General features: G+C 67.3%; 17 protein-coding genes. 9 read left to right on the forward strand and 8 right to left on the reverse strand.

Annotated features, from left to right (window positions below):
* Window positions 1-51: 51 nt before the first annotated feature.
* Together LMF57_RS05085 and LMF57_RS05090 are read left to right on the forward strand one after the other, a co-directional pair.
* Window positions 52-519: an SET domain-containing protein-lysine N-methyltransferase gene (locus tag LMF57_RS05085; protein ID WP_010483549.1), complete on the forward strand. Its 468-nt coding sequence runs from the start codon at window positions 52-54 to the stop codon at window positions 517-519.
* Window positions 520-691: 172 nt separating this feature from the next.
* Window positions 692-1,234 carry a type 1 glutamine amidotransferase domain-containing protein gene (locus tag LMF57_RS05090; RefSeq protein WP_229291025.1) on the forward strand — a complete coding sequence of 181 codons (543 nt, stop codon included), beginning with the start codon at window positions 692-694 and terminating at the stop codon, window positions 1,232-1,234.
* A gap of 72 nt (window positions 1,235-1,306) precedes the next feature.
* Here the strand turns inward: LMF57_RS05090 and LMF57_RS05095 are convergent, their stop codons facing one another.
* The 4 genes from LMF57_RS05095 to LMF57_RS05110 all read right to left on the reverse strand — a co-directional run bounded on the left by LMF57_RS05095 (window position 1,307) and on the right by LMF57_RS05110 (window position 3,611).
* On the reverse strand, window positions 1,307-1,903 hold the full coding sequence (locus LMF57_RS05095) for a DUF1439 domain-containing protein (protein ID WP_025873976.1): 597 nt from the start codon (window positions 1,901-1,903) through the stop codon (window positions 1,307-1,309).
* Between the two features lie 81 nt (window positions 1,904-1,984).
* Complete coding sequence (locus LMF57_RS05100; RefSeq protein ID WP_324255956.1) at window positions 1,985-2,413, reverse strand: hypothetical protein; 429 nt, start codon at window positions 2,411-2,413, stop codon at window positions 1,985-1,987.
* Between the two features lie 184 nt (window positions 2,414-2,597).
* Complete coding sequence (locus LMF57_RS05105) at window positions 2,598-2,906, reverse strand: DUF3861 family protein (protein WP_025873974.1); 309 nt, start codon at window positions 2,904-2,906, stop codon at window positions 2,598-2,600.
* Window positions 2,907-3,212: 306 nt separating this feature from the next.
* Window positions 3,213-3,611: an HU family DNA-binding protein gene (locus tag LMF57_RS05110; RefSeq protein WP_053516661.1), complete on the reverse strand. Its 399-nt coding sequence runs from the start codon at window positions 3,609-3,611 to the stop codon at window positions 3,213-3,215.
* 370 nt (window positions 3,612-3,981) lie between these two features.
* On the opposite strand from LMF57_RS05110, the gene LMF57_RS05115 reads away from it, so the two are divergent.
* Complete coding sequence (locus LMF57_RS05115; RefSeq protein WP_019659396.1) at window positions 3,982-4,413, forward strand: OsmC family protein; 432 nt, start codon at window positions 3,982-3,984, stop codon at window positions 4,411-4,413.
* A gap of 87 nt (window positions 4,414-4,500) precedes the next feature.
* On the opposite strand, the gene LMF57_RS05120 is transcribed toward LMF57_RS05115, so the two are convergent.
* Together LMF57_RS05120 and LMF57_RS05125 are read right to left on the reverse strand one after the other, a co-directional pair.
* Entirely contained in the window at window positions 4,501-5,379 is an 879-nt protein-coding gene (locus tag LMF57_RS05120; RefSeq protein WP_208082920.1) for a PhzF family phenazine biosynthesis protein, read from the reverse strand.
* Window positions 5,380-5,473: 94 nt separating this feature from the next.
* Complete coding sequence (locus LMF57_RS05125) at window positions 5,474-6,346, reverse strand: PhzF family phenazine biosynthesis protein (RefSeq protein WP_229291027.1); 873 nt, start codon at window positions 6,344-6,346, stop codon at window positions 5,474-5,476.
* A 75-nt stretch (window positions 6,347-6,421) separates the two neighbouring features.
* Between LMF57_RS05125 and LMF57_RS05130 the strand changes: the two genes are divergently transcribed.
* From LMF57_RS05130 to LMF57_RS05145, 4 genes are all read left to right on the forward strand, one after another.
* A complete protein-coding gene (locus tag LMF57_RS05130) occupies window positions 6,422-9,016 on the forward strand; it encodes a bifunctional aspartate kinase/diaminopimelate decarboxylase (RefSeq protein WP_229291028.1) in 2,595 nt (864 codons plus the stop codon).
* A gap of 90 nt (window positions 9,017-9,106) precedes the next feature.
* A complete protein-coding gene (gene murL / locus LMF57_RS05135; RefSeq protein ID WP_208082919.1) occupies window positions 9,107-10,459 on the forward strand; it encodes a UDP-N-acetyl-alpha-D-muramoyl-L-alanyl-L-glutamate epimerase in 1,353 nt (450 codons plus the stop codon).
* A complete protein-coding gene (murD, locus tag LMF57_RS05140; RefSeq protein ID WP_208082918.1) occupies window positions 10,440-11,849 on the forward strand; it encodes a UDP-N-acetylmuramoyl-L-alanine--D-glutamate ligase in 1,410 nt (469 codons plus the stop codon). The genes murL and murD overlap by 20 nt, the downstream gene beginning before the upstream one ends.
* A gap of 67 nt (window positions 11,850-11,916) precedes the next feature.
* On the forward strand, window positions 11,917-12,480 hold the full coding sequence (locus tag LMF57_RS05145) for a hypothetical protein (RefSeq protein WP_229291029.1): 564 nt from the start codon (window positions 11,917-11,919) through the stop codon (window positions 12,478-12,480).
* Between the two features lie 66 nt (window positions 12,481-12,546).
* Here LMF57_RS05145 and LMF57_RS05150 read toward each other — a convergent pair whose 3' ends face one another.
* Window positions 12,547-13,128: an SMI1/KNR4 family protein gene (locus LMF57_RS05150; protein WP_117309736.1), complete on the reverse strand. Its 582-nt coding sequence runs from the start codon at window positions 13,126-13,128 to the stop codon at window positions 12,547-12,549.
* A 129-nt stretch (window positions 13,129-13,257) separates the two neighbouring features.
* Here LMF57_RS05150 and LMF57_RS05155 point away from each other — a divergent pair, with 129 nt between their 5' ends.
* Window positions 13,258-14,049 carry a dienelactone hydrolase family protein gene (locus LMF57_RS05155; protein WP_208082916.1) on the forward strand — a complete coding sequence of 264 codons (792 nt, stop codon included), beginning with the start codon at window positions 13,258-13,260 and terminating at the stop codon, window positions 14,047-14,049.
* A gap of 76 nt (window positions 14,050-14,125) precedes the next feature.
* Here LMF57_RS05155 and LMF57_RS05160 read toward each other — a convergent pair whose 3' ends face one another.
* Complete coding sequence (locus LMF57_RS05160) at window positions 14,126-15,124, reverse strand: polyprenyl synthetase family protein (protein ID WP_117309738.1); 999 nt, start codon at window positions 15,122-15,124, stop codon at window positions 14,126-14,128.
* A 203-nt stretch (window positions 15,125-15,327) separates the two neighbouring features.
* On the opposite strand from LMF57_RS05160, the gene LMF57_RS05165 reads away from it, so the two are divergent.
* Window positions 15,328-16,941, forward strand: coding sequence for an alpha-glucosidase family protein (locus tag LMF57_RS05165; protein WP_117309739.1), 1,614 nt, complete (start codon window positions 15,328-15,330; stop codon window positions 16,939-16,941).
* The last annotated feature ends 169 nt before the right edge of the window (window positions 16,942-17,110 follow it).

The raw sequence follows: 17,110 nt of genomic DNA on the forward strand, positions 1-17,110 counted from the left end.
CCCGGAATGGGCGAGAATCAACGTTCCTTCCGCTGCAAACGTCTCTTGCCGATGCCCAAGAAGATCCAAGCCCGCAAGTCCGCCATCCACGGCAACGGTGTGTTTTCCGTGGCCCCGATCAAGCAGGGCGAGCGCGTGATCCAGTACAAGGGCCTGCTGCGCAGCCACGGCGATGTCGATGCCGATGACAGTGGCGACGTGGAAAGCGGCCATACCTTCCTGTTCACCCTCAACGACGACTGGGTGATCGATGCCAACTACAAGGGCAACGACGCGCGCTGGATCAACCACAGCTGCGACCCGAACTGCGAGGCGGTGATCGAGGAAGACGAAGACGGTGACAGCCGCGGCGACAAGGTGTTCATCGAGGCGCTGCGCGATATCAAGGCCGGCGAAGAACTGACCTACAACTACGGCATCACCCTGGCCGAGCGGCATACCGCCAAGCTGAAGAAGATCTGGGAGTGCCGCTGTGGCTCGCCCAAGTGCACCGGCACGATGCTGCAGCCCAAGCGCTGATCCGGTAGCGCCGGGCCATGCCCGGCGAGCGCAAAACGCGGGCGGAACCAGAAACCGCCGGGCACGGCCCGGCGCTATCCGGGCGATTCTCCACCTGCCGTGCACGTGAGGGTCACCGCCGTTCAAGGGCCACTCGGCCACCCTGTGCGCTCCCCCCTATCTGGAGCACGACATGGCACAGCGTCTACGCGGCAAACAGATCGCCATCCTCGCCACGCATGGTTTCGAGCAGTCCGAACTGATCGAGCCCAAGCACCTGCTGGAAGCGGAGGGCGCGCGCGTGAGCGTGGTGTCGCCGGCCAAGGAGGCGAGCATCAAGGGCTGGAAGGACAAGGACTGGGGTGATTCGGTCGCCGTGGATCACCCACTGGATGGCGCCGACGCCGGCCATTTCGATGCGCTGGTGCTGCCCGGTGGCGTGATCAATCCAGACACCCTGCGCACCAACGAAGCAGTACTGGATTTCATCCGCAGCATGGCCGGTGCCGGCAAGCCGGTGGCGGCGATCTGCCACGGCCCCTGGCTGCTGATCAACAGCGGGCTGGCGGAGGGACGCGAGGTCACCTCGTGGCCGTCGCTGCAGCAGGACCTGGCCAATGCAGGCGCGCGCTGGCGCGACGCGGAAGTGGTGGTGGACGGCAACCTGATCACCAGCCGCAAGCCCGATGACATTCCGACCTTCAGCGAGGCGGTGGTTAAAGCGCTGGCGGCGTGATGCTGTGCTGGTTGTGCCGGCCGCTGGCCGGCACGTGTGTGAAAGGATTGCCGGCCAGCGGCCGGCACTACCTTATTTGCCGAGGATGCCCGCCGGCACCAGGTCGCCCAGGTTCTGGTTGAAGGTCACCACCAGCTTGCCGTTCTTCACCTGCGCCGACTGCACCTGCAGGGCACCGAGCAGCCCGGCCACGGCCGGGTCCAGCTTGTAGATCGGTTCGCGCTGGGCGTAGTCGCTCAGCCATGCGTTCAGCAGGCCACGGGTCCGTGAATCGAGACGGCCACCCTGGCTGGCCGGAGTGAAGTCATCCACGCTCGGCTGCTGCAGGTGGAAGCCCTGGGTCTGCGCGTCATAGCGCAGGCCACTGCTGAGCTTCACCGTACCCAGCTTGGCCGGGTTGCCGCCGGCGGTGGCCAGCGCCACGTCCATGCCCAGGTTCAAGCGCTCGCCTGCCGGCAGGCTCAGCTGCGGGTGGCTCATGGTCAGCGCGATCAGGCCGCCCAGTGCGTCCTGGGTGCGCGGGAAGCTGCCGTCCAGATACTGCTGCACGTCGCTGGCGCCAACCGCCAGTTCACGACCGGAGATCGAAGGGGCGGCCTGCGCACCGATCGCGGCAGCAATCAGCACGGTCGAGGCGGCTAGGCGGGTCATCAGGGAACGCAGGCGCATGGCAGTGACCGGAAGAAGGATCGAAGAGGCCTACAGAGTAGCTTTGCCCGCTGAATCGCGGATACACACGACGGCAACGGTTCAGTCCAGCGTTGGTTGCAGGCTGGCCGACTGGATCTGCCACCCGTGGCCGTCGGCGCTGGGTTGCACCCGATACCAGCCGTGGTAACGGATGGTGCCGTTGGCGGTCATGGCGCGGATCCTCACTGGCACTTCCAGCAGGCGCGGTGGCTGCCCATCGTCACGGGGCAGCGGCACATCACTGTCCAGGCGCAGGTTGCGCACGTCGGGCAGCAGGCGCAGCGCGGCGTCGTCAGCATGACGCGGGTCGGCGGGGGCATAGGCCCAGGCGGCATCGCTGCGGGCCTTGTCCTGGTTGAGCAGATCGAGCACGTAGCGGTTGAGCATTGCTGAGGGCGGCTCGCTGCCGAGGGCAACGGCGCCATACAGCGGATCGATGGCGATCGCATCGACGGTAGCGGCCTGCGGTGCCGCTTCCGTCGTTGGCACCGATGGGTCCGTTGTGGAGGCGCTCGCGTCGCGCCTTGTGTCATCGGCCGGGGGCGCCGGGTTGGAACACCCCGCCACAAGCAACGGGATCAACGAGCAAATAAAGCCGCGCATGTCTGCCTCCTCCCCGAGGCAACCTGGAAGGCGGCAGTGTAGCGGCCGGGGGCGGCCCAGCGCGAAGTGGTCAGCGCGAAGAGGGAAGCTGCTCCAGCGCGTCCAGCGCCGGCAGGACCTGCGCGGCGACCGCTGCCAGTGCATGGCCGTCGGTGTCGGCATGGCGCTGCACGATGTCACGCAGCAGCTGGGTGGCCACCACCAGCGTGGCACGTTCGTCGCCGCTCAGGCCTGCCGTGCGCGGGGCCGATTCCAGCAGGCGCATCAGGTCGCGGCTGGCGCGGTGTTCCAGTTCGATGGTGCAGCGCCCGGTGCACTGGTGCCCGTCCTTTTCGATCGGGGTCACCGAGATCCGGTAGCGGGTGGAGGGGCTGGCCATGGGGGTGCTCGCGCTGGTGGGGAGGAATGGGACCACCATAGGCAAGGCGTTGGCCGGCGGCGATGGCCGGCGCTGCACGCAGTGTTCCACCCGGTTCGTTCCTGCGCTGGAAAAACAGCGGCGCGGCCATGGGCGGCGGGCCTGTGCGGGAAATTGCGTGGGCGCGGGAAACGCTGTGTTGCGGGGGCGCAGTGGGCGGCATCCACGCATGGCGTGGATCTACTGCAGAGCGAGCGCGGAGGCGGGGCAAAAAAAACGGGACGGCCAAGGCCGTCCCGTCAGAGGTATCCGCTGCAGGGCGCGCGCTTAGAGCGCAGCGTCCTTGAGCTTCTTCAGCGGGCGCACCTTGAGCTTGGTGGTGGCCGGCTTGGCAGCGAACCACTGCTCTTCCTTGGTGAACGGGTTGATGCCCTTGCGCTTCGGCTTGGCCGGCACATTGACGGTGGTGATCTTCAGCAGGCCCGGCAGGGTGAACGAGCCGGCGCCCTTCTTGTGCACCGAGGAAGCGACAGCGCCTTCCAGCGAGGCCAGCACAGCGCGGACGTCCTTGGCGACAACGCCGGACGCTTCAGCGATGTGTGCAACCAGGCCCGACTTGGTCAGCACTTCCTTGATCGGCTTCGGAGCGGCCGGCTTGGCGGCTGCCTTCGTCGCGACTTTCTTCACTGCCTTCTTCGGGGCAGCCTTCTTAGCGGTCTTTGCCATGGTTTCCTGTTCCGTGAACGGTTGGTTGTTTGGTCGGCGCCGAACCCCGTCGGCAAGCGCAATGTAGGGCAACTCTTGGGCGCCGCCAATAGCCTGGAGTGCTGAAAGTGCATGTTTTTTCATATCCAGGCCGATTCAGTACATGGCCGGCGGTAGGGGGAGCGGGTGCGGTGGTGCGCTGCACCGCAGTGTCGGTGATTTCGACTGGATGGGCGAAATGACTGAAAACAAGGGGAAAATCGCCAGACTGCTGGCGAAGAAGTGTCCAGTCGTTGGCCCGGGACAGGCGCGCCGCATGCGGCGGGGCGACACAGGGCTAACGGGGCGCGTGCCAGGGTATCGCTTCATCACAGCCGCAACGGAGCAGGACATGGGAATCTCGCGACACGCTACCGCGCATTGGGAAGGCGACCTGAAGTCGGGCAAGGGCCAGTTGAGCACGCCGCAGAGTGGTCTTCTGGACAAAACCCGCTACGGCTTCAACAGCCGTTTCGGTGATGAAAAAGGCACCAACCCCGAAGAGCTGATCGCTGCCGCGCACGCTGGTTGTTTCACCATGGCGCTGTCGGCCAAGCTCGGCGAAGCAGGCTTTACCCCGACCTCGCTGGATACCGAAGCCAAGGTCGATCTGTCGATGGAAGGTGGTCCGCAGCTGTCGCAGATCCGGCTGAAAGTGAAGGCGGTGGTGCCGGGAATCGATGCGACCCAGTTCCGCGCGATCGCTGATGACGCCAAGCAGAACTGCCCGGTATCCAAGGCGCTGAGTGCGGTGCCGATCAGCCTGGAAGCCGAACTGGGCTGAGAAGGTAGCGCCGGCCGCTGGCCGGCAACCACATGAAACCGGGCATAAGGTGGCAGCCGGCCAGCGGCCGGCTCTACCGCCTTGCGTTCACCAGTCGATGGTGCCGGAAATCACCGTCTGCACCTGGCCGCCGGACCAGACCTCGCCCTCTTCATCGACCAGCAGCGTCAGCCGCGCATCGTGGCCGACTTCGCGGCCCTGGCTGACTTCGAAGGGCTGGCGTCTGTGCGGAAGGGCATCGCGCAGGTCCAACCAGGCGGCCAGCACGGCGTTGGCCGCGCCTGACGCAGCATCCTCGAAGCGGCGCCCATTGCCGACGAAAGCGCGTACGGCCAGGTCGTAACCATCGCTGCCATCGGCAAAGGCATAAGCGAACACGCCCATGCTGTCGGTTGATTCAGCCAGTGTGGCGATCGCATCCCAGTCAGGGTGCAGGGCGCGCAACGCTGTCTCATCCTCGACCTCTACGACCCACCAGCTGCGGCCACCCTGCATGCGGGCCGGCGGCAGCGAACCCAGCGGCCAGGTGCGCAGTGCGGCCTGCAGGCGTGGATCATCGGTGGCGGCGATCTCGGCCAGCTGCGCGCGGGGCGTGCGGATGGCGATGCGCTGCTGTGCGCCTTCGCCGGTCACGCGCAGCGGCAGTGCACCGGCGATGCCGTCCTGAACCAGTACCCCGTCGACCGGCATGGCCAGGCCCGCCTGCAGCACCGCGTGGGCGGTGCCGACGCTGGGGTGGCCGGCGAACGGCACTTCCTTCTGCGGGCTGAACATGCGCAGCCGATAGCTGGTGCCGGCCGTCTGTGCCGGGAACACAAACGTCGTTTCGGGCAGGCGGGTCCAGCGGGCGATGGCCTGCATCGCCGCATCGTCCAGGCCTTCGGCATCGAGCACGACGGCCAGCGGATTGCCGGCGCCCGGGCGCGGGGAAAACACATCCAGCTGCAGGAAACGGCGGGTGGTCATCGGGCAGGAACTCCAGGAAACAGGCGGCATAGGGTAGCGCGGGGCCATGCCCCGCGAGCGCGCAGCGCGGCAGGCCGCCGGGCATGGCCCGGCGCTACCAGCGGATGTGGCCGTCGATCACCAGCTGCACCTGGCCGCCGATCCACACCGTGTCCTGCGCATCCACAGTGACCTGGACGCGGCCGTCGCGGCCGACCTCGCGGCCCTGGCTGGCCACGTAGCTCCCGTCCTTGCCGGGCAGGGCATTGCGCTGCCGCAGCCAGGCGCCGATCAGCGCGTTGGCGCTGCCGGTCACCGGGTCTTCCGGCACGTTGGGCGCATCGGCGGGACAGAACGCGCGCACCACCAGGTCATGGTCGGTTCCAGGTTCGAGTGCGAACACGGCCACGCCGAGCGCTTCGGTGGCAATGCTCCAGTCGCGCAGGGCCGCCATGTCCGGTGCCAGCGTGCGTACGGCGTCGGCGTCGCGCAGCGGCAGCAGCCACCAGCGCGGGCCGTTGTCCCACAGCTCGGCGTGCTGGCCCTCGGCGGCAGTGGCGCGCAGGGCGTCAGGAAGGTCGCCAGGCGCTACCGGCAGCGGCCGCGCCGCTGGGCTGGCCAGGCGGATGGTGGGCGCGTCGGACGGCCCGGTGACCTGCACCGGCAGCAGGCCGGCCGCGCACTGCTGCACCAAGGCCCCGTCGCGTGGCTGCACCAGGCCGTAGGTGACCGCAGCCCAGGCGGCGCCCACGCTGGGGTGCCCGGCGAAGGGCAGCTCGCTGGCAGGGGTGAAGATGCGCACGTGGTAGTCGGCGCCGGCAGCGGTGGGGCGAAGGAAGAACACGGTCTCGGACAGGTTCAGCCAGGCGGCCAGGGCCTGCATGCGGTCGGTGGACAGTCCATCCGCGTCGAACACGACGCCGAGCGGGTTGCCGGTACCGGGCTGGTGGGCAAAGACATCGAGCTGCAGGTAGCGGTAGGCGGTCATTGACGGGTGTATTGGGCTTAGAATCGAAGGTTCCGCCCCCTCGGGCGGCTTCCCCACATTACACATAGCCTATCCATGTCAGCTTCCCCCCTTGTCGATCGTTGGATCGTACTGAAGTTCGGCGGCACCTCGGTGTCGCGTCGCCACCGCTGGGACACGATCGGGAAGCTGGCGAAAAAACGGGCCGAGGAGACCGGTTCGCGCGTTCTGGTGGTGGTTTCGGCGCTGTCCGGGGTCACCAATGAACTGACCGCGATTGCCGATGGCGCGCCGGACAGCCGTGATCGCGTGGCGGCGCTGGTCGAACGCCACCAGGCCTTCCTGGACGAGCTGAGGCTGGGCGCGGAGGTGCTGGCCGAGCGGCTGGCCGCGCTGCAGGGCCTGCTGGACGACCCGCGTGCGCCCAGCCGTCCTCTGGACTGGCAGGCCGAAGTGCTCGGCCAGGGTGAACTGCTGTCTTCCAGCCTGGGCGCGGCCTACCTGCGTGCCAGCGGCCTGGATTTCGGCTGGATGGATGCGCGCCAGTGGCTGGACGCGCTGCCGCCGCAGCCGAACCAGAGCGACTGGTCGCAGCGCCTGTCGGTGAACTGCCAGTGGCGTGCCGATGCGGAATGGGCGCAGCGCTTCCGCGCGCAGCCCACGCGCCTGCTGATCACCCAAGGGTTCATTTCGCGTCACGCCGACGGTGGCACTGCCATCCTCGGCCGCGGCGGCTCGGATACCTCGGCGGCATACTTCGGTGCGCTGCTCGGCGCCAGCCGCGTGGAGATCTGGACCGATGTGCCCGGCATGTTCAGCGCCAATCCCAAGGACGTGCCGGACGCGCGTCTACTGACCCGCCTGGACTATTACGAAGCGCAGGAAATCGCCACCACCGGCGCCAAGGTGCTGCACCCGCGCTCGATCAAGCCGTGCCGCGATGCGGGCGTGCCGATGGCGATCCTCGATACCGAGCGTCCGGAGCTGCCGGGCACCAGCATCGACGGCAATGCCGCGCCGGTGCCCGGAGTGAAGGCAATCAGCCGCCGCAACGGCATCGTGCTGGTGTCGATGGAAGGCATCGGCATGTGGCAGCAGGTCGGCTTCCTCGCCGATGTATTCGGCCTGTTCAAGAAGCACGGCCTGTCGGTGGACCTGATCGGTTCGGCCGAGACCAACGTCACCGTATCGCTGGATCCGTCCGAGAACCTGGTCAACACCGATGTGCTGGCCGCGCTGTCGGCCGACCTGTCGCAGATCTGCAAGGTCAAGGTGATCGTGCCGTGCGCGGCGATCACCCTGGTCGGCCTGGGTATGCGCTCGCTGCTGCACAAGCTGTCGGACGTGTGGGCGACCTTCGGTCGTGAGCGCGTGCACATGATCTCGCAGTCGTCCAACGACCTGAACCTGACCTTCGTCATCGACGAAGCCGATGCCGATGGCCTGCTGCCGATCCTGCACGCCGAACTGATCGACAGCGGCGCGATGCCGGTGGAAGAGACCGAAGTGTTCGGCCCGCGCTGGCGCGAAATCGCCGGCACCGTGCGTCCGCGTGGTACGCCGTGGTGGCGCGGCCAGCGTGCGCACCTGCTGCAGCTGGCCGATGCCGGCACCCCGCGCTACGTCTACCACCTGCCGACGGTACGGGCGCGTGCCCGCGCGCTGGCGGCGATCAAGCCGATCGACCAGCGTTATTACGCGATCAAGGCCAACAGCCATCCGGCCATCCTGCAGTTGCTGGAGGCCGAAGGTTTCGGCCTGGAGTGCGTGTCGCACGGTGAGCTGAAGCATGTGTTCCAGGCCATTCCGGAACTGTCGCCCAAGCGCGTGCTGTTCACCCCCAGCTTCTGCCCGCGCAGCGAGTACGAAGCGGCGTTCGCGCTGGGCGTGACCGTCACTGTCGACAACGTCGAAGCCCTGCAACGCTGGCCGGACCTGTTCCGCAACCGCGAGCTGTGGCTGCGCGTGGACCTGGGCCGTGGCGAAGGCCACCACGCCAAGGTCCGCACCGGTGGCAAGGAATCCAAGTTCGGCCTGCCGATCGCGCGCGTGGACGAGTTCGTGCGCGCGGCGACCGAGCTGGGCACCCGCGTGGTAGGCCTGCACGCGCACCTTGGCAGCGGCGTGGAAACCGCCCAGCACTGGCGGCTGATGTGCGATGAGCTGGCAGGCTTTGCGCGCCGCATCGGCAGCGTGCACACCATCGATATCGGTGGTGGCCTGCCGATTCCGTACAGCGAGGAAGACGAGCCGTTCGACCTGGATGCCTGGGCCGAGGGCCTGGCCGAGGTCAAGGCACTGCACCCGGCGTTCCGCCTGGCGATCGAGCCGGGCCGCTTCCTGGTGGCCGAATCGGGCGTGCTGCTGACCCACGCCACCCAGGTGGTGGAGAAGGATGGCGTGCGCCGCGTCGGCCTGGATGCCGGCATGAACACGCTGATGCGCCCGGCCCTGTACGACGCCTGGCACGACATCGAGAACCTCAGCCGCCAGGGCGGTTACGCCGAAGCCGCGTTCGATGTGGTCGGCCCGATCTGCGAATCCAGCGATGTGTTCGGCAAGCGCCGCAAGCTGCCGGTGTCGACCGCGCCGGATGATGTGATGCTGATCGCCGACGCCGGTGCCTACGGCTATGTGATGTCCAACACCTACAACCAGCGGGCGATGCCGCGCGAAGACGTGATCGAATGATCGCCGCCTTCCGCGCCCTGCACCCGCCCACCGACACCTCCCGCGCCTGCGCGCGGGCACGTGCCTGACCGTGCTTGAACTGGATTCACCATGACTGCTTTCGATAAACACCAGGTTTCCCGCTTCCGTTTCGTCCGCTGCGAATTCGCTGCGGACACCGGCGTGGCCAAGCTGGTCTACGCCTTCGATGACGGCCCGGAAATGGTGGAAACCGTTACCGTGCCCGGCGCCCCGTTCGTGCTGGAACCGACCCGTGCCGATGCCGTGCAGCGCGCGCTGCGGCTGCTGCACCTGATTGCCGGCGTGAGCTACTACAAGGCCGGGGTGCCCGATACGGTCAGCATCGACAGCTACAGCATCGATGCCGATACCGCAGCGCTGGTGGAGACCATCTACCTCAACGGCCTGGGCGAATTCGCCTACCGCAACGGCCTGAACCTGCGTGGGCGCTTCCGCCTGCCGGTGCAGGGTGAAGCGGTGCAGGCGCCGGTGCTGGGCCTGCAATCGCACGCCCTGGTCGCCATCGGCGGCGGCAAGGATTCCCTGGTCAGCATCGAAGCGCTGCGCCGCGCCGGCGTGGACGAGACGGTGACCTGGATCGGGGGTTCGCAGTTGATCCGTGCCTGTGCCGAGCGCACCGGGCTGCCGACGTTGAACCTGGGCCGCGCGCTGGCGCCGGAACTGTTCGAACTCAACCGCCAGGGCGCATGGAACGGGCACATCCCGGTCACCGTGGTGAACTCGGCGATCATGGTGCTGGCTGCGCTGCTGCACGGTGTGGACCAGGTGGTGTTCTCCAACGAGCGCTCGGCCAGCTATGGCAGCCAGATTCCGGGCACCGGTGAAGTGAACCACCAGTGGTCCAAGGGCTGGGCCTGCGAGCAGGCCTTCGGCAACCACGTGCGCAGGTACGTGGCCGCCGACCTGCAGTACTACTCGCTGCTGCGGCCGATGTCGGAACTGGCGGTGGCCCGGCAGTTCGCCAAGAGTGATTTCTACGACGCGCATTTCTCCAGCTGCAACCGCAACTTCCACATCCTCGGCGAGCGCCCGGTGAACCGTTGGTGCGGCGTCTGCCCGAAGTGCCACTTCGTGTTCCTGGCGCTGGCCCCGTTCATGCCCAAGACCCGCCTGGTAAGCATCTTCGGGCGCAACCTGCTGGATGACATCGAGCAGGCTGGTGGCTTCGATGCACTGCTGGAATTCCAGGACCACAAACCGTTCGAATGCGTGGGCGAAGGCCGCGAATCGCGTGCGGCGATGGCGACCCTGGCGCAGCGCCCGGAGTGGAAGGAAGACGTGCTGGTGAAGCGCTTCTGCAATGAAATCCAGCCGCAGCTGGATGCGGCCGAACTGGAGCTGGCACCGCTGATGCAGCTGCAGGGCGACCATCGTATTCCGGCGGCGCTGTGGGAACGGGTGCGTGAAGATTTCGCAGCTTGAAGGCAAGCGCGTAGCGCTGTGGGGCTGGGGACGTGAGGGGCGTGCTGCGTATGCGGTGCTGCGTGCGCGCCTGCCATCGCTTGGCCTGAGCCTGTTCTGCCCGGCCAGCGAGGTCGCGGCCGCGCGTGCGGAAACGCAGGGCGTGCTGGACGTGCGTGGTGAACCCTCGGCCGAGGCCTTGGCGGCATTCGAGGTGGTGATCAAGTCGCCGGGGATCAGCCCGTACCTGCCGATCGCGTTGGCGGCGGCGGAGCAGGGCACCCGCTTCATCGGCGGCACGGCGTTGTGGTTTGCCGAACATGCCGATGCCGATGGCACCGTGCGCGACACGATCTGCGTGACCGGCACCAAGGGCAAAAGCACCACCACCGCGCTGGTCGCCCATCTGCTGCGCGCCGCCGGGCATCGCACCGGCCTGGTCGGCAACATCGGCCTGCCGCTGCTGGAAGTGCTGGACCCGCAGCCGGCGCCTGCTTACTGGGCGGTGGAGCTGTCCAGCTACCAGACCGGCGAGGTCGCGCGCAGTGGTGCGCACCCGCAGGTGGCGGTGGTGCTGAACCTGTTCCCGGAACACCTGGACTGGCACGGCAGCGAACAGCGCTACATCGAAGACAAGCTGCAGCTGGTGACTGGCGCCGCGCCGCGCGTTGCCGTGCTCAATGCGGCAGACCCTCATCTTGCGGCGCTGCCGCTGCCCGGCAGCGAGGTGGTCTGGTTCAACCAGCCGCAGGGCTGGCACATGCGCGGTGACATCGTGCATCGCGGCGGGCAGGCGGTATTCGATACCCGCAATACGCCACTGCCGGGCCGCCACAACCGCGGCAACCTGTGCGCGGTGCTGGCCGCGCTGGAGGCACTGGGCCTGGATGCCGTGGCGCTGGCGCCGGCGGTGCAGGATTTCCGGCCGCTGCCGAACCGCCTGCAACGCATCGGCCAGGCCGATGGCCTGACCTACGTCAACGATTCGATCAGCACCACGCCGCATGCCAGCCTGGCGGCACTGGAGTGCTTTGCCGGCCAGCGCATCGCGTTGCTGGTGGGCGGGCATGATCGTGGCCTGGACTGGACGGATTTCATGCAGCACATGGCGCACGACGTGCCGCCGGTGGAGATCGTGACCATGGGCAGCAACGGCCCGCGCATCCACGCGATGCTGCAGCCGCTGGCCGATGCCGGCCGTTTCGGCCTGCATGCCGCGGCCGATCTGCCCGATGCGATGTCGCTGGCGCGTCGCGCACTGGGCGAACAGGGTGGGGTGGTGCTGCTGTCGCCGGGCGCGCCGAGCTATGGCGCCTACCGCGATTACGTTGCGCGGGGGCGGCATTTCGCCGAGCTGGCCGGATTCGACCCGGATACGATCAGCGCGATTCCGGGTATCGGGATCGCCTGACGGTCGTGCCGGCCACTGGCCGGCAACCCGGGGGATTTCATCCACGCATGGCGTGGATCTACCCTGTGTGGAAACCCGGACGGATTCGGCGAGCCTTATGTGCACCTTTATCACCCTGTTCCTGCCCACTTCGTTTCCGGACGCCGAAAGCTCCGCAATCATGGAGCGCAGCGGCCGGCGGCTGTTCGCGCAGGATTCGCCCAGCCTGCGTGCCGCCGTGGGGCCGGGCTGGCAGCCCTGGTTGAGCGCAGGCCACTGCGACTGTGGCACCGCACTCGCATCGGCATGGAAGATGCGGGAAAGGAAGAACGATGCCGAACGCTGGCGCAGGAAGGGCTGGAGCGAGGCGAAGATCGCCCGTGCGCTGGCCGAGCAGTGGGCGCGGCGCGAGCAGGATCAGCAGGTGCATCGCGATGGAGCCCTGGGTGACGCCGGCCAGTGGCTGCAGCGCATTGATGCCCTGCTGGATGCCGGAGCGGCGCGCATCGGCCTGCTGGTGCGCGACTACGCTGGGGCTGTGGGGGGCCGGCAGCCGAAGCCGCCGGAACGGTGTTGGGCGCGCGCGCGGGTGGCGGTGGACGATCTGCTTGCGTTCGAACCGGGGGTGTTGCATTGGATCGAGCGCGAGTGAAGCCCTGATCCACGCATGGCATGAGGTCATCGGCCGGCGAGGATTTCATCCACGCATGGCGTGGATCTACTCGTCGAGGAAGCTGTAGTCGCGATCGATCAGTTCCTGCAGGTACGCATCGAAGCTGGGCGCGATGACCGCGTAGCTGTCCGGGTCGTGCAGGTAGCGCACCACCTGGCCAACGCTGCCGCCGGGTGCGGGATCGAAATCCAGGTACAGCATCGAGGTGCCGCCGTTGTTCATGCAGTGCGAGAAGCAGAGGCGGCGGCTCATCGGCAGGTCGGCATCGATGCCGGCACCGAGGATCTCCGGATCTTCTTCCAGCCATTCCTCGTAGATGGAACGGATACTGTCGTCCCATTGCTGCTGGTCTTCGAAGATCTGCGCGATGGAGCGCAGGTAGTACGGGTAGTCGCCCACGTCCGAGCCCAGCATCAGCACGCAGACCTCGCCCTTCGGATAGTCGCGGAAGTGCGTGCCATCCACGCGCGAAAGCAGCTCGACCAGGCTGCCGGGCACCTGCGGCCACTGCGCGCGCAGGCGTTGCAGGTCGGCCTCGCTGGCGCCTTCGGTCCACGCCCATTGCGGGGCATCGTCCTCGGGCAGGCGCGGGATCAATCCAGACAGAAAGCGATCAACAAGGTTCATGCAGAAGAGGGGACGGAGGGGATCAAGTCGTATCCAACCACACCTGCGTCACGCCGCCAATGCAGAATGCGACGCGGGAGGGGCGAATGCGGCTTGATCCCCTCCGTCCCCTTTTTCTGGAGCAGGCGCATGAACCGTTGGCGTTGCGGCGTGGCGATGGTACTGGGGCTGGCAGCGATGCCAGCGTGGGCGGCGATGAAGACCCAGCCGGTGGAGTGGAAGCACCAGGGCACGACCTTCAGTGGCGTGCTGGTCTATGACGATGGAGATGCTGACAAGCGTCCCGGTCTGGTGATGGTGCCGAACTGGAAGGGCGTGAACGAATCGGCCATCGAGAAGGCCAAGCAGCTGGCGGGCGATGACTACGTGGTGCTGGTGGCCGATGTGTACGGCAAGGGCGTGCGGCCGAAGACCGATGCCGAGGCCGGACCGGTGGCGACCAAGCTGCGCAATGACCGGCCACTGCTGCGAGCGCGTGCACTGGAGGCGGTCAACATACTGAAGGCGCAGGCGGGGAAGGCGCCGCTGGACGCCAGCCGGATCGGCGCAGTGGGCTTCTGCTTTGGCGGCACCACGGTGCTGGAACTGGCCCGTGCCGGCGCGCCGCTGGCGGGCGTGGTCAGCCTGCATGGCGGGCTCGGCTCCCCCTTGCCGGCGCAGGCCGGCGGCAGCCACCCGTCGGTGCTGGTACTGAACGGCGCCGACGACAAGAGCGTGACGGCCGAGGATATCGGCAGTTTCCAGAAGGAAATGGATGCGGCCAAGGTGGACTGGGAGTTCACCAACTACAGCGGTGCGGTGCACTGCTTTGCCGAGCGCGATGCCAACAGCCCGCCGGGCTGCCAGTACAACGAACGCGCCGCCAAGCGCGCCTGGAAGGCGCTGGATGAGTTCTTCGAGGAGCGGTTCGAGAGGCGTTGAGGCGCCGTGTCCGCCGGGCATGGCCCGGCGCTACCAGATCTCATGCGGTAGCGCCGGGCCGTGCCCGGCGAATCCATCAATGCGAACGCTGTACCGCGTAGCGGGCGAGGCCGCGCAGGGCGGCGACGGCATCATTGTCGGCCAGGCCGTCAAGCGCCCGTTCGGCGGCCTCTGCATATTCCTCGGCACGACGGCGGCTGTATTCCAGGCCTCCGGTGGCGTGGATCGCCGCCAGCACGTCCGGCATCGCCGAGGCGTCACCGTTCTGCACGATCGCGCGCAGGCGCTGGCGGGTGGCCTCATCGGAATGGGCCATGGCATGGATCAGCGGCAGCGTCGCCTTGCCTTCGGCCAGGTCGTCACCCAGGTTCTTGCCCAGCTCCTCGGCGTTGGCCGAATAATCCAGCACGTCATCGGCGATCTGGAAGGCGTAGCCCAGGTGCATGCCGTAGTCGTACAGGGCCTGCTGGGTGGCTTCATCGACGCCGCTGGCCAGTGCACCCAGGCGGGTGCCGGCGGCGAACAGCACTGCGGTCTTGCGCTCGATCACGCGCAGGTAGGCGGCTTCGTCGGTGTCCGGATTGTGCACGTGCAGCAGCTGCAGCACTTCGCCTTCGGCAATGCGGTTGGTGGTGTCGGCCAGGATCTGCATCACCGACATCCGGTCCAGCTCGACCATCAGCTGGAAGCTGCGCGAGTACAGGAAGTCGCCCACCAGCACGCTGGGCGCGTTGCCCCACAGTGCATTGGCGGTGCTGCGGCCGCGGCGCAGGCTGGATTCGTCCACCACGTCGTCGTGCAGCAGGGTGGAGGTGTGGATGAACTCGATGATCGCTGCCAGCTGGTGGTGTTCGGGGCCGGCGCCGCCGACCGCATGGCCGGCCAGCATCACCAGCATCGGCCGCAGGCGTTTGCCGCCAGCGGAAATGATGTGGTCGGCGATCTGGTTGATCAGCACCACATCCGAAGACAGCCGGCGGCGGATCAGGGCATCGACGGCAGCCATGTCGGCTGCGGCAAGCGACTGGATCTGGGACAGGCCCAGGGCGGGACGGGTGTCTTCGGTGATGGTCATGCGATCAGGCTTTCAGGCTCATCCCTGATTATAGGCGTTGCCTGTGAATTCGGGCGGATGGCGTCACCGGCGCGTGAGCCGGACCGGCCGGGCGTGAATACGTATGCAGGCAGCGCCATCGCCGGGGAGCCGCCGCTAAGCTTGCGGGAGCAGGATTTCGGCCCGCTTCCGGCGGGCCCCGCATGCCCGGAGGGGGGCTGTCGATGTCGCACTATCCATGGTGGCGCGGAGCCGTCATCTACCAGATCTACCCGCGCAGTTTCCTCGACGCCAACGGCGACGGGGTAGGCGACCTGCCCGGCATCATCCAGCGCCTGGACCATATCGCCGGGCTGGGCGTGGATGCGATCTGGATCTCGCCGTTCTTCCGATCGCCGATGGCCGATTTCGGCTATGACATCGCCGACTACCGCGATGTCGATCCGCTGTTCGGCAGCCTGGACGACTTCGACCGGCTGCTGGCCAAGGCCCACGGCCTGGGCCTGAAGGTGATGATCGACCAGGTGCTCAGCCACACCTCGATCGAGCATGCCTGGTTCCGCGAGAGCCGCCAGGACCGCAGCAACCCGAAGGCGGACTGGTACGTGTGGGTGGATCCGCGCGAGGACGGTACGCCCCCCAACAACTGGCTGTCGCTGTTCGGCGGCGGTGCCTGGCAGTGGGAGCCGCGCCGCGAGCAGTACTACCTGCACAATTTCCTGGTGGACCAGCCGGACCTGAATTTCCACAACCCGCAGGTGCAGCAGGCGACCCTGGACAACGTGCGCTTCTGGCTGGACCGGGGTGTGGATGGCTTCCGCCTGGATGCGATCAACTTCTGCTTCCATGACGCGCAGCTGCGCGACAACCCGCCCAAGCCGGCCGACAAGCGCGTCGGCCGCGGCTTCAGCGCGGACAACCCGTACGCCTACCAGTACCACTATTACAACAACACCCAGCCGGAGAATCTGGCGTTCCTGGAGCAGCTGCGCGCCCTGCTGGACGAATACCCGGGGGCGGTGAGCCTGGGCGAGATCTCCTCGGAGGATTCGCTGGCGACCACCGCCGAATACACCCGCGATGGCCGCCTGCACATGGGCTACAGCTTCGAGCTGCTGGTCAACGATTACAGCGCGGCCTACATCCGCGACACCGTTTCGCGCCTGGAAGCGGCGATGACCGAAGGCTGGCCGTGCTGGGCAGTGTCCAACCACGATGTGGAGCGGGCAGTCAGCCGCTGGGGTGGTCATCCGGCCGACCCTCGCCTGGCGCGGATGCTGGTGGCACTGCTGTGTTCACTGCGTGGTTCGGTCTGCCTGTACCAGGGCGAGGAACTGGGCCTGGCCGAGGCCGACGTGCCGTTCGAGGCGCTGCAGGACCCGTACGGGATCACCTTCTGGCCCAACTTCAAGGGGCGTGACGGCTGCCGCACGCCGCTGCCGTGGATCGACGCGCCGCTGGCCGGCTTCACCACCGGCAAACCGTGGCTGCCGATCCCGGCCGAGCACCAGGCGGCGGCCGTGGCGGTGCAGGCGCAGGATCCGCATTCGGTGCTGTCGGCCTTCCGCGGCTTCCTGGCCTGGCGCCGTACCCAGCCGGCCCTGCTGCACGGTGACATCCGGTTCCTGGACAGTGCCGAGCCAGTGCTGCTGTTCGAGCGTATGCTTGCAGATGAAACTCTCCTGCTGGCCTTCAACCTGTCGGCCGAAGCGGTGAGCCATCCGCTGCCGGCGGGCAACTGGCAGCAGGTGGCTGTGCCGGGCCCGGATGCGGGGACGGTGCAGGGCAATGAACTGCAGCTGCCGCCGCGTGCGGTGTATTGCGCGCGACGCAGCTGACCGATTTCTCCGGTGGCGGTACTTGCGGGGACGGGGCCGAAGCGCCCCGTCCCTTTTTTGTGTGCGCGGTTCCGGTGCAGAGCATCCACGCATGGCGTGGATCTACCGGAGATATGCCGAATGGATCCCCGCCACGCATCGATTGCGATGCGACCGGGTAGATCCACGC

Origin of the sequence: Stenotrophomonas sp. SI-NJAU-1 (genome assembly GCF_020883215.1) — a bacterium.
GTDB classification, from domain to species: domain Bacteria; phylum Pseudomonadota; class Gammaproteobacteria; order Xanthomonadales; family Xanthomonadaceae; genus Stenotrophomonas; species Stenotrophomonas indicatrix.

Excerpts from the sequence above, each read along its gene's own strand:
- LMF57_RS05085 (WP_010483549.1), top strand. The coding sequence starts at position 52 with ATGCCCAAGAAGATCCAAGCCCGCAAGTCCGCCATCCACGGCAACGGT.
- LMF57_RS05090 (WP_229291025.1), top strand. The coding sequence starts at position 692 with ATGGCACAGCGTCTACGCGGCAAACAGATCGCCATCCTCGCCACGCAT.
- LMF57_RS05095 (WP_025873976.1), bottom strand. The coding sequence starts at position 1,903 with ATGCGCCTGCGTTCCCTGATGACCCGCCTAGCCGCCTCGACCGTGCTG.
- LMF57_RS05105 (WP_025873974.1), bottom strand. The coding sequence starts at position 2,906 with ATGGCCAGCCCCTCCACCCGCTACCGGATCTCGGTGACCCCGATCGAA.
- LMF57_RS05110 (WP_053516661.1), bottom strand. The coding sequence starts at position 3,611 with ATGGCAAAGACCGCTAAGAAGGCTGCCCCGAAGAAGGCAGTGAAGAAA.
- LMF57_RS05115 (WP_019659396.1), top strand. The coding sequence starts at position 3,982 with ATGGGAATCTCGCGACACGCTACCGCGCATTGGGAAGGCGACCTGAAG.
- LMF57_RS05120 (WP_208082920.1), bottom strand. The coding sequence starts at position 5,379 with ATGACCACCCGCCGTTTCCTGCAGCTGGATGTGTTTTCCCCGCGCCCG.
- LMF57_RS05125 (WP_229291027.1), bottom strand. The coding sequence starts at position 6,346 with ATGACCGCCTACCGCTACCTGCAGCTCGATGTCTTTGCCCACCAGCCC.
- LMF57_RS05130 (WP_229291028.1), top strand. The coding sequence starts at position 6,422 with ATGTCAGCTTCCCCCCTTGTCGATCGTTGGATCGTACTGAAGTTCGGC.
- murL (WP_208082919.1), top strand. The coding sequence starts at position 9,107 with ATGACTGCTTTCGATAAACACCAGGTTTCCCGCTTCCGTTTCGTCCGC.
- LMF57_RS05150 (WP_117309736.1), bottom strand. The coding sequence starts at position 13,128 with ATGAACCTTGTTGATCGCTTTCTGTCTGGATTGATCCCGCGCCTGCCC.
- LMF57_RS05155 (WP_208082916.1), top strand. The coding sequence starts at position 13,258 with ATGAACCGTTGGCGTTGCGGCGTGGCGATGGTACTGGGGCTGGCAGCG.
- LMF57_RS05160 (WP_117309738.1), bottom strand. The coding sequence starts at position 15,124 with ATGACCATCACCGAAGACACCCGTCCCGCCCTGGGCCTGTCCCAGATC.
- LMF57_RS05165 (WP_117309739.1), top strand. The coding sequence starts at position 15,328 with ATGTCGCACTATCCATGGTGGCGCGGAGCCGTCATCTACCAGATCTAC.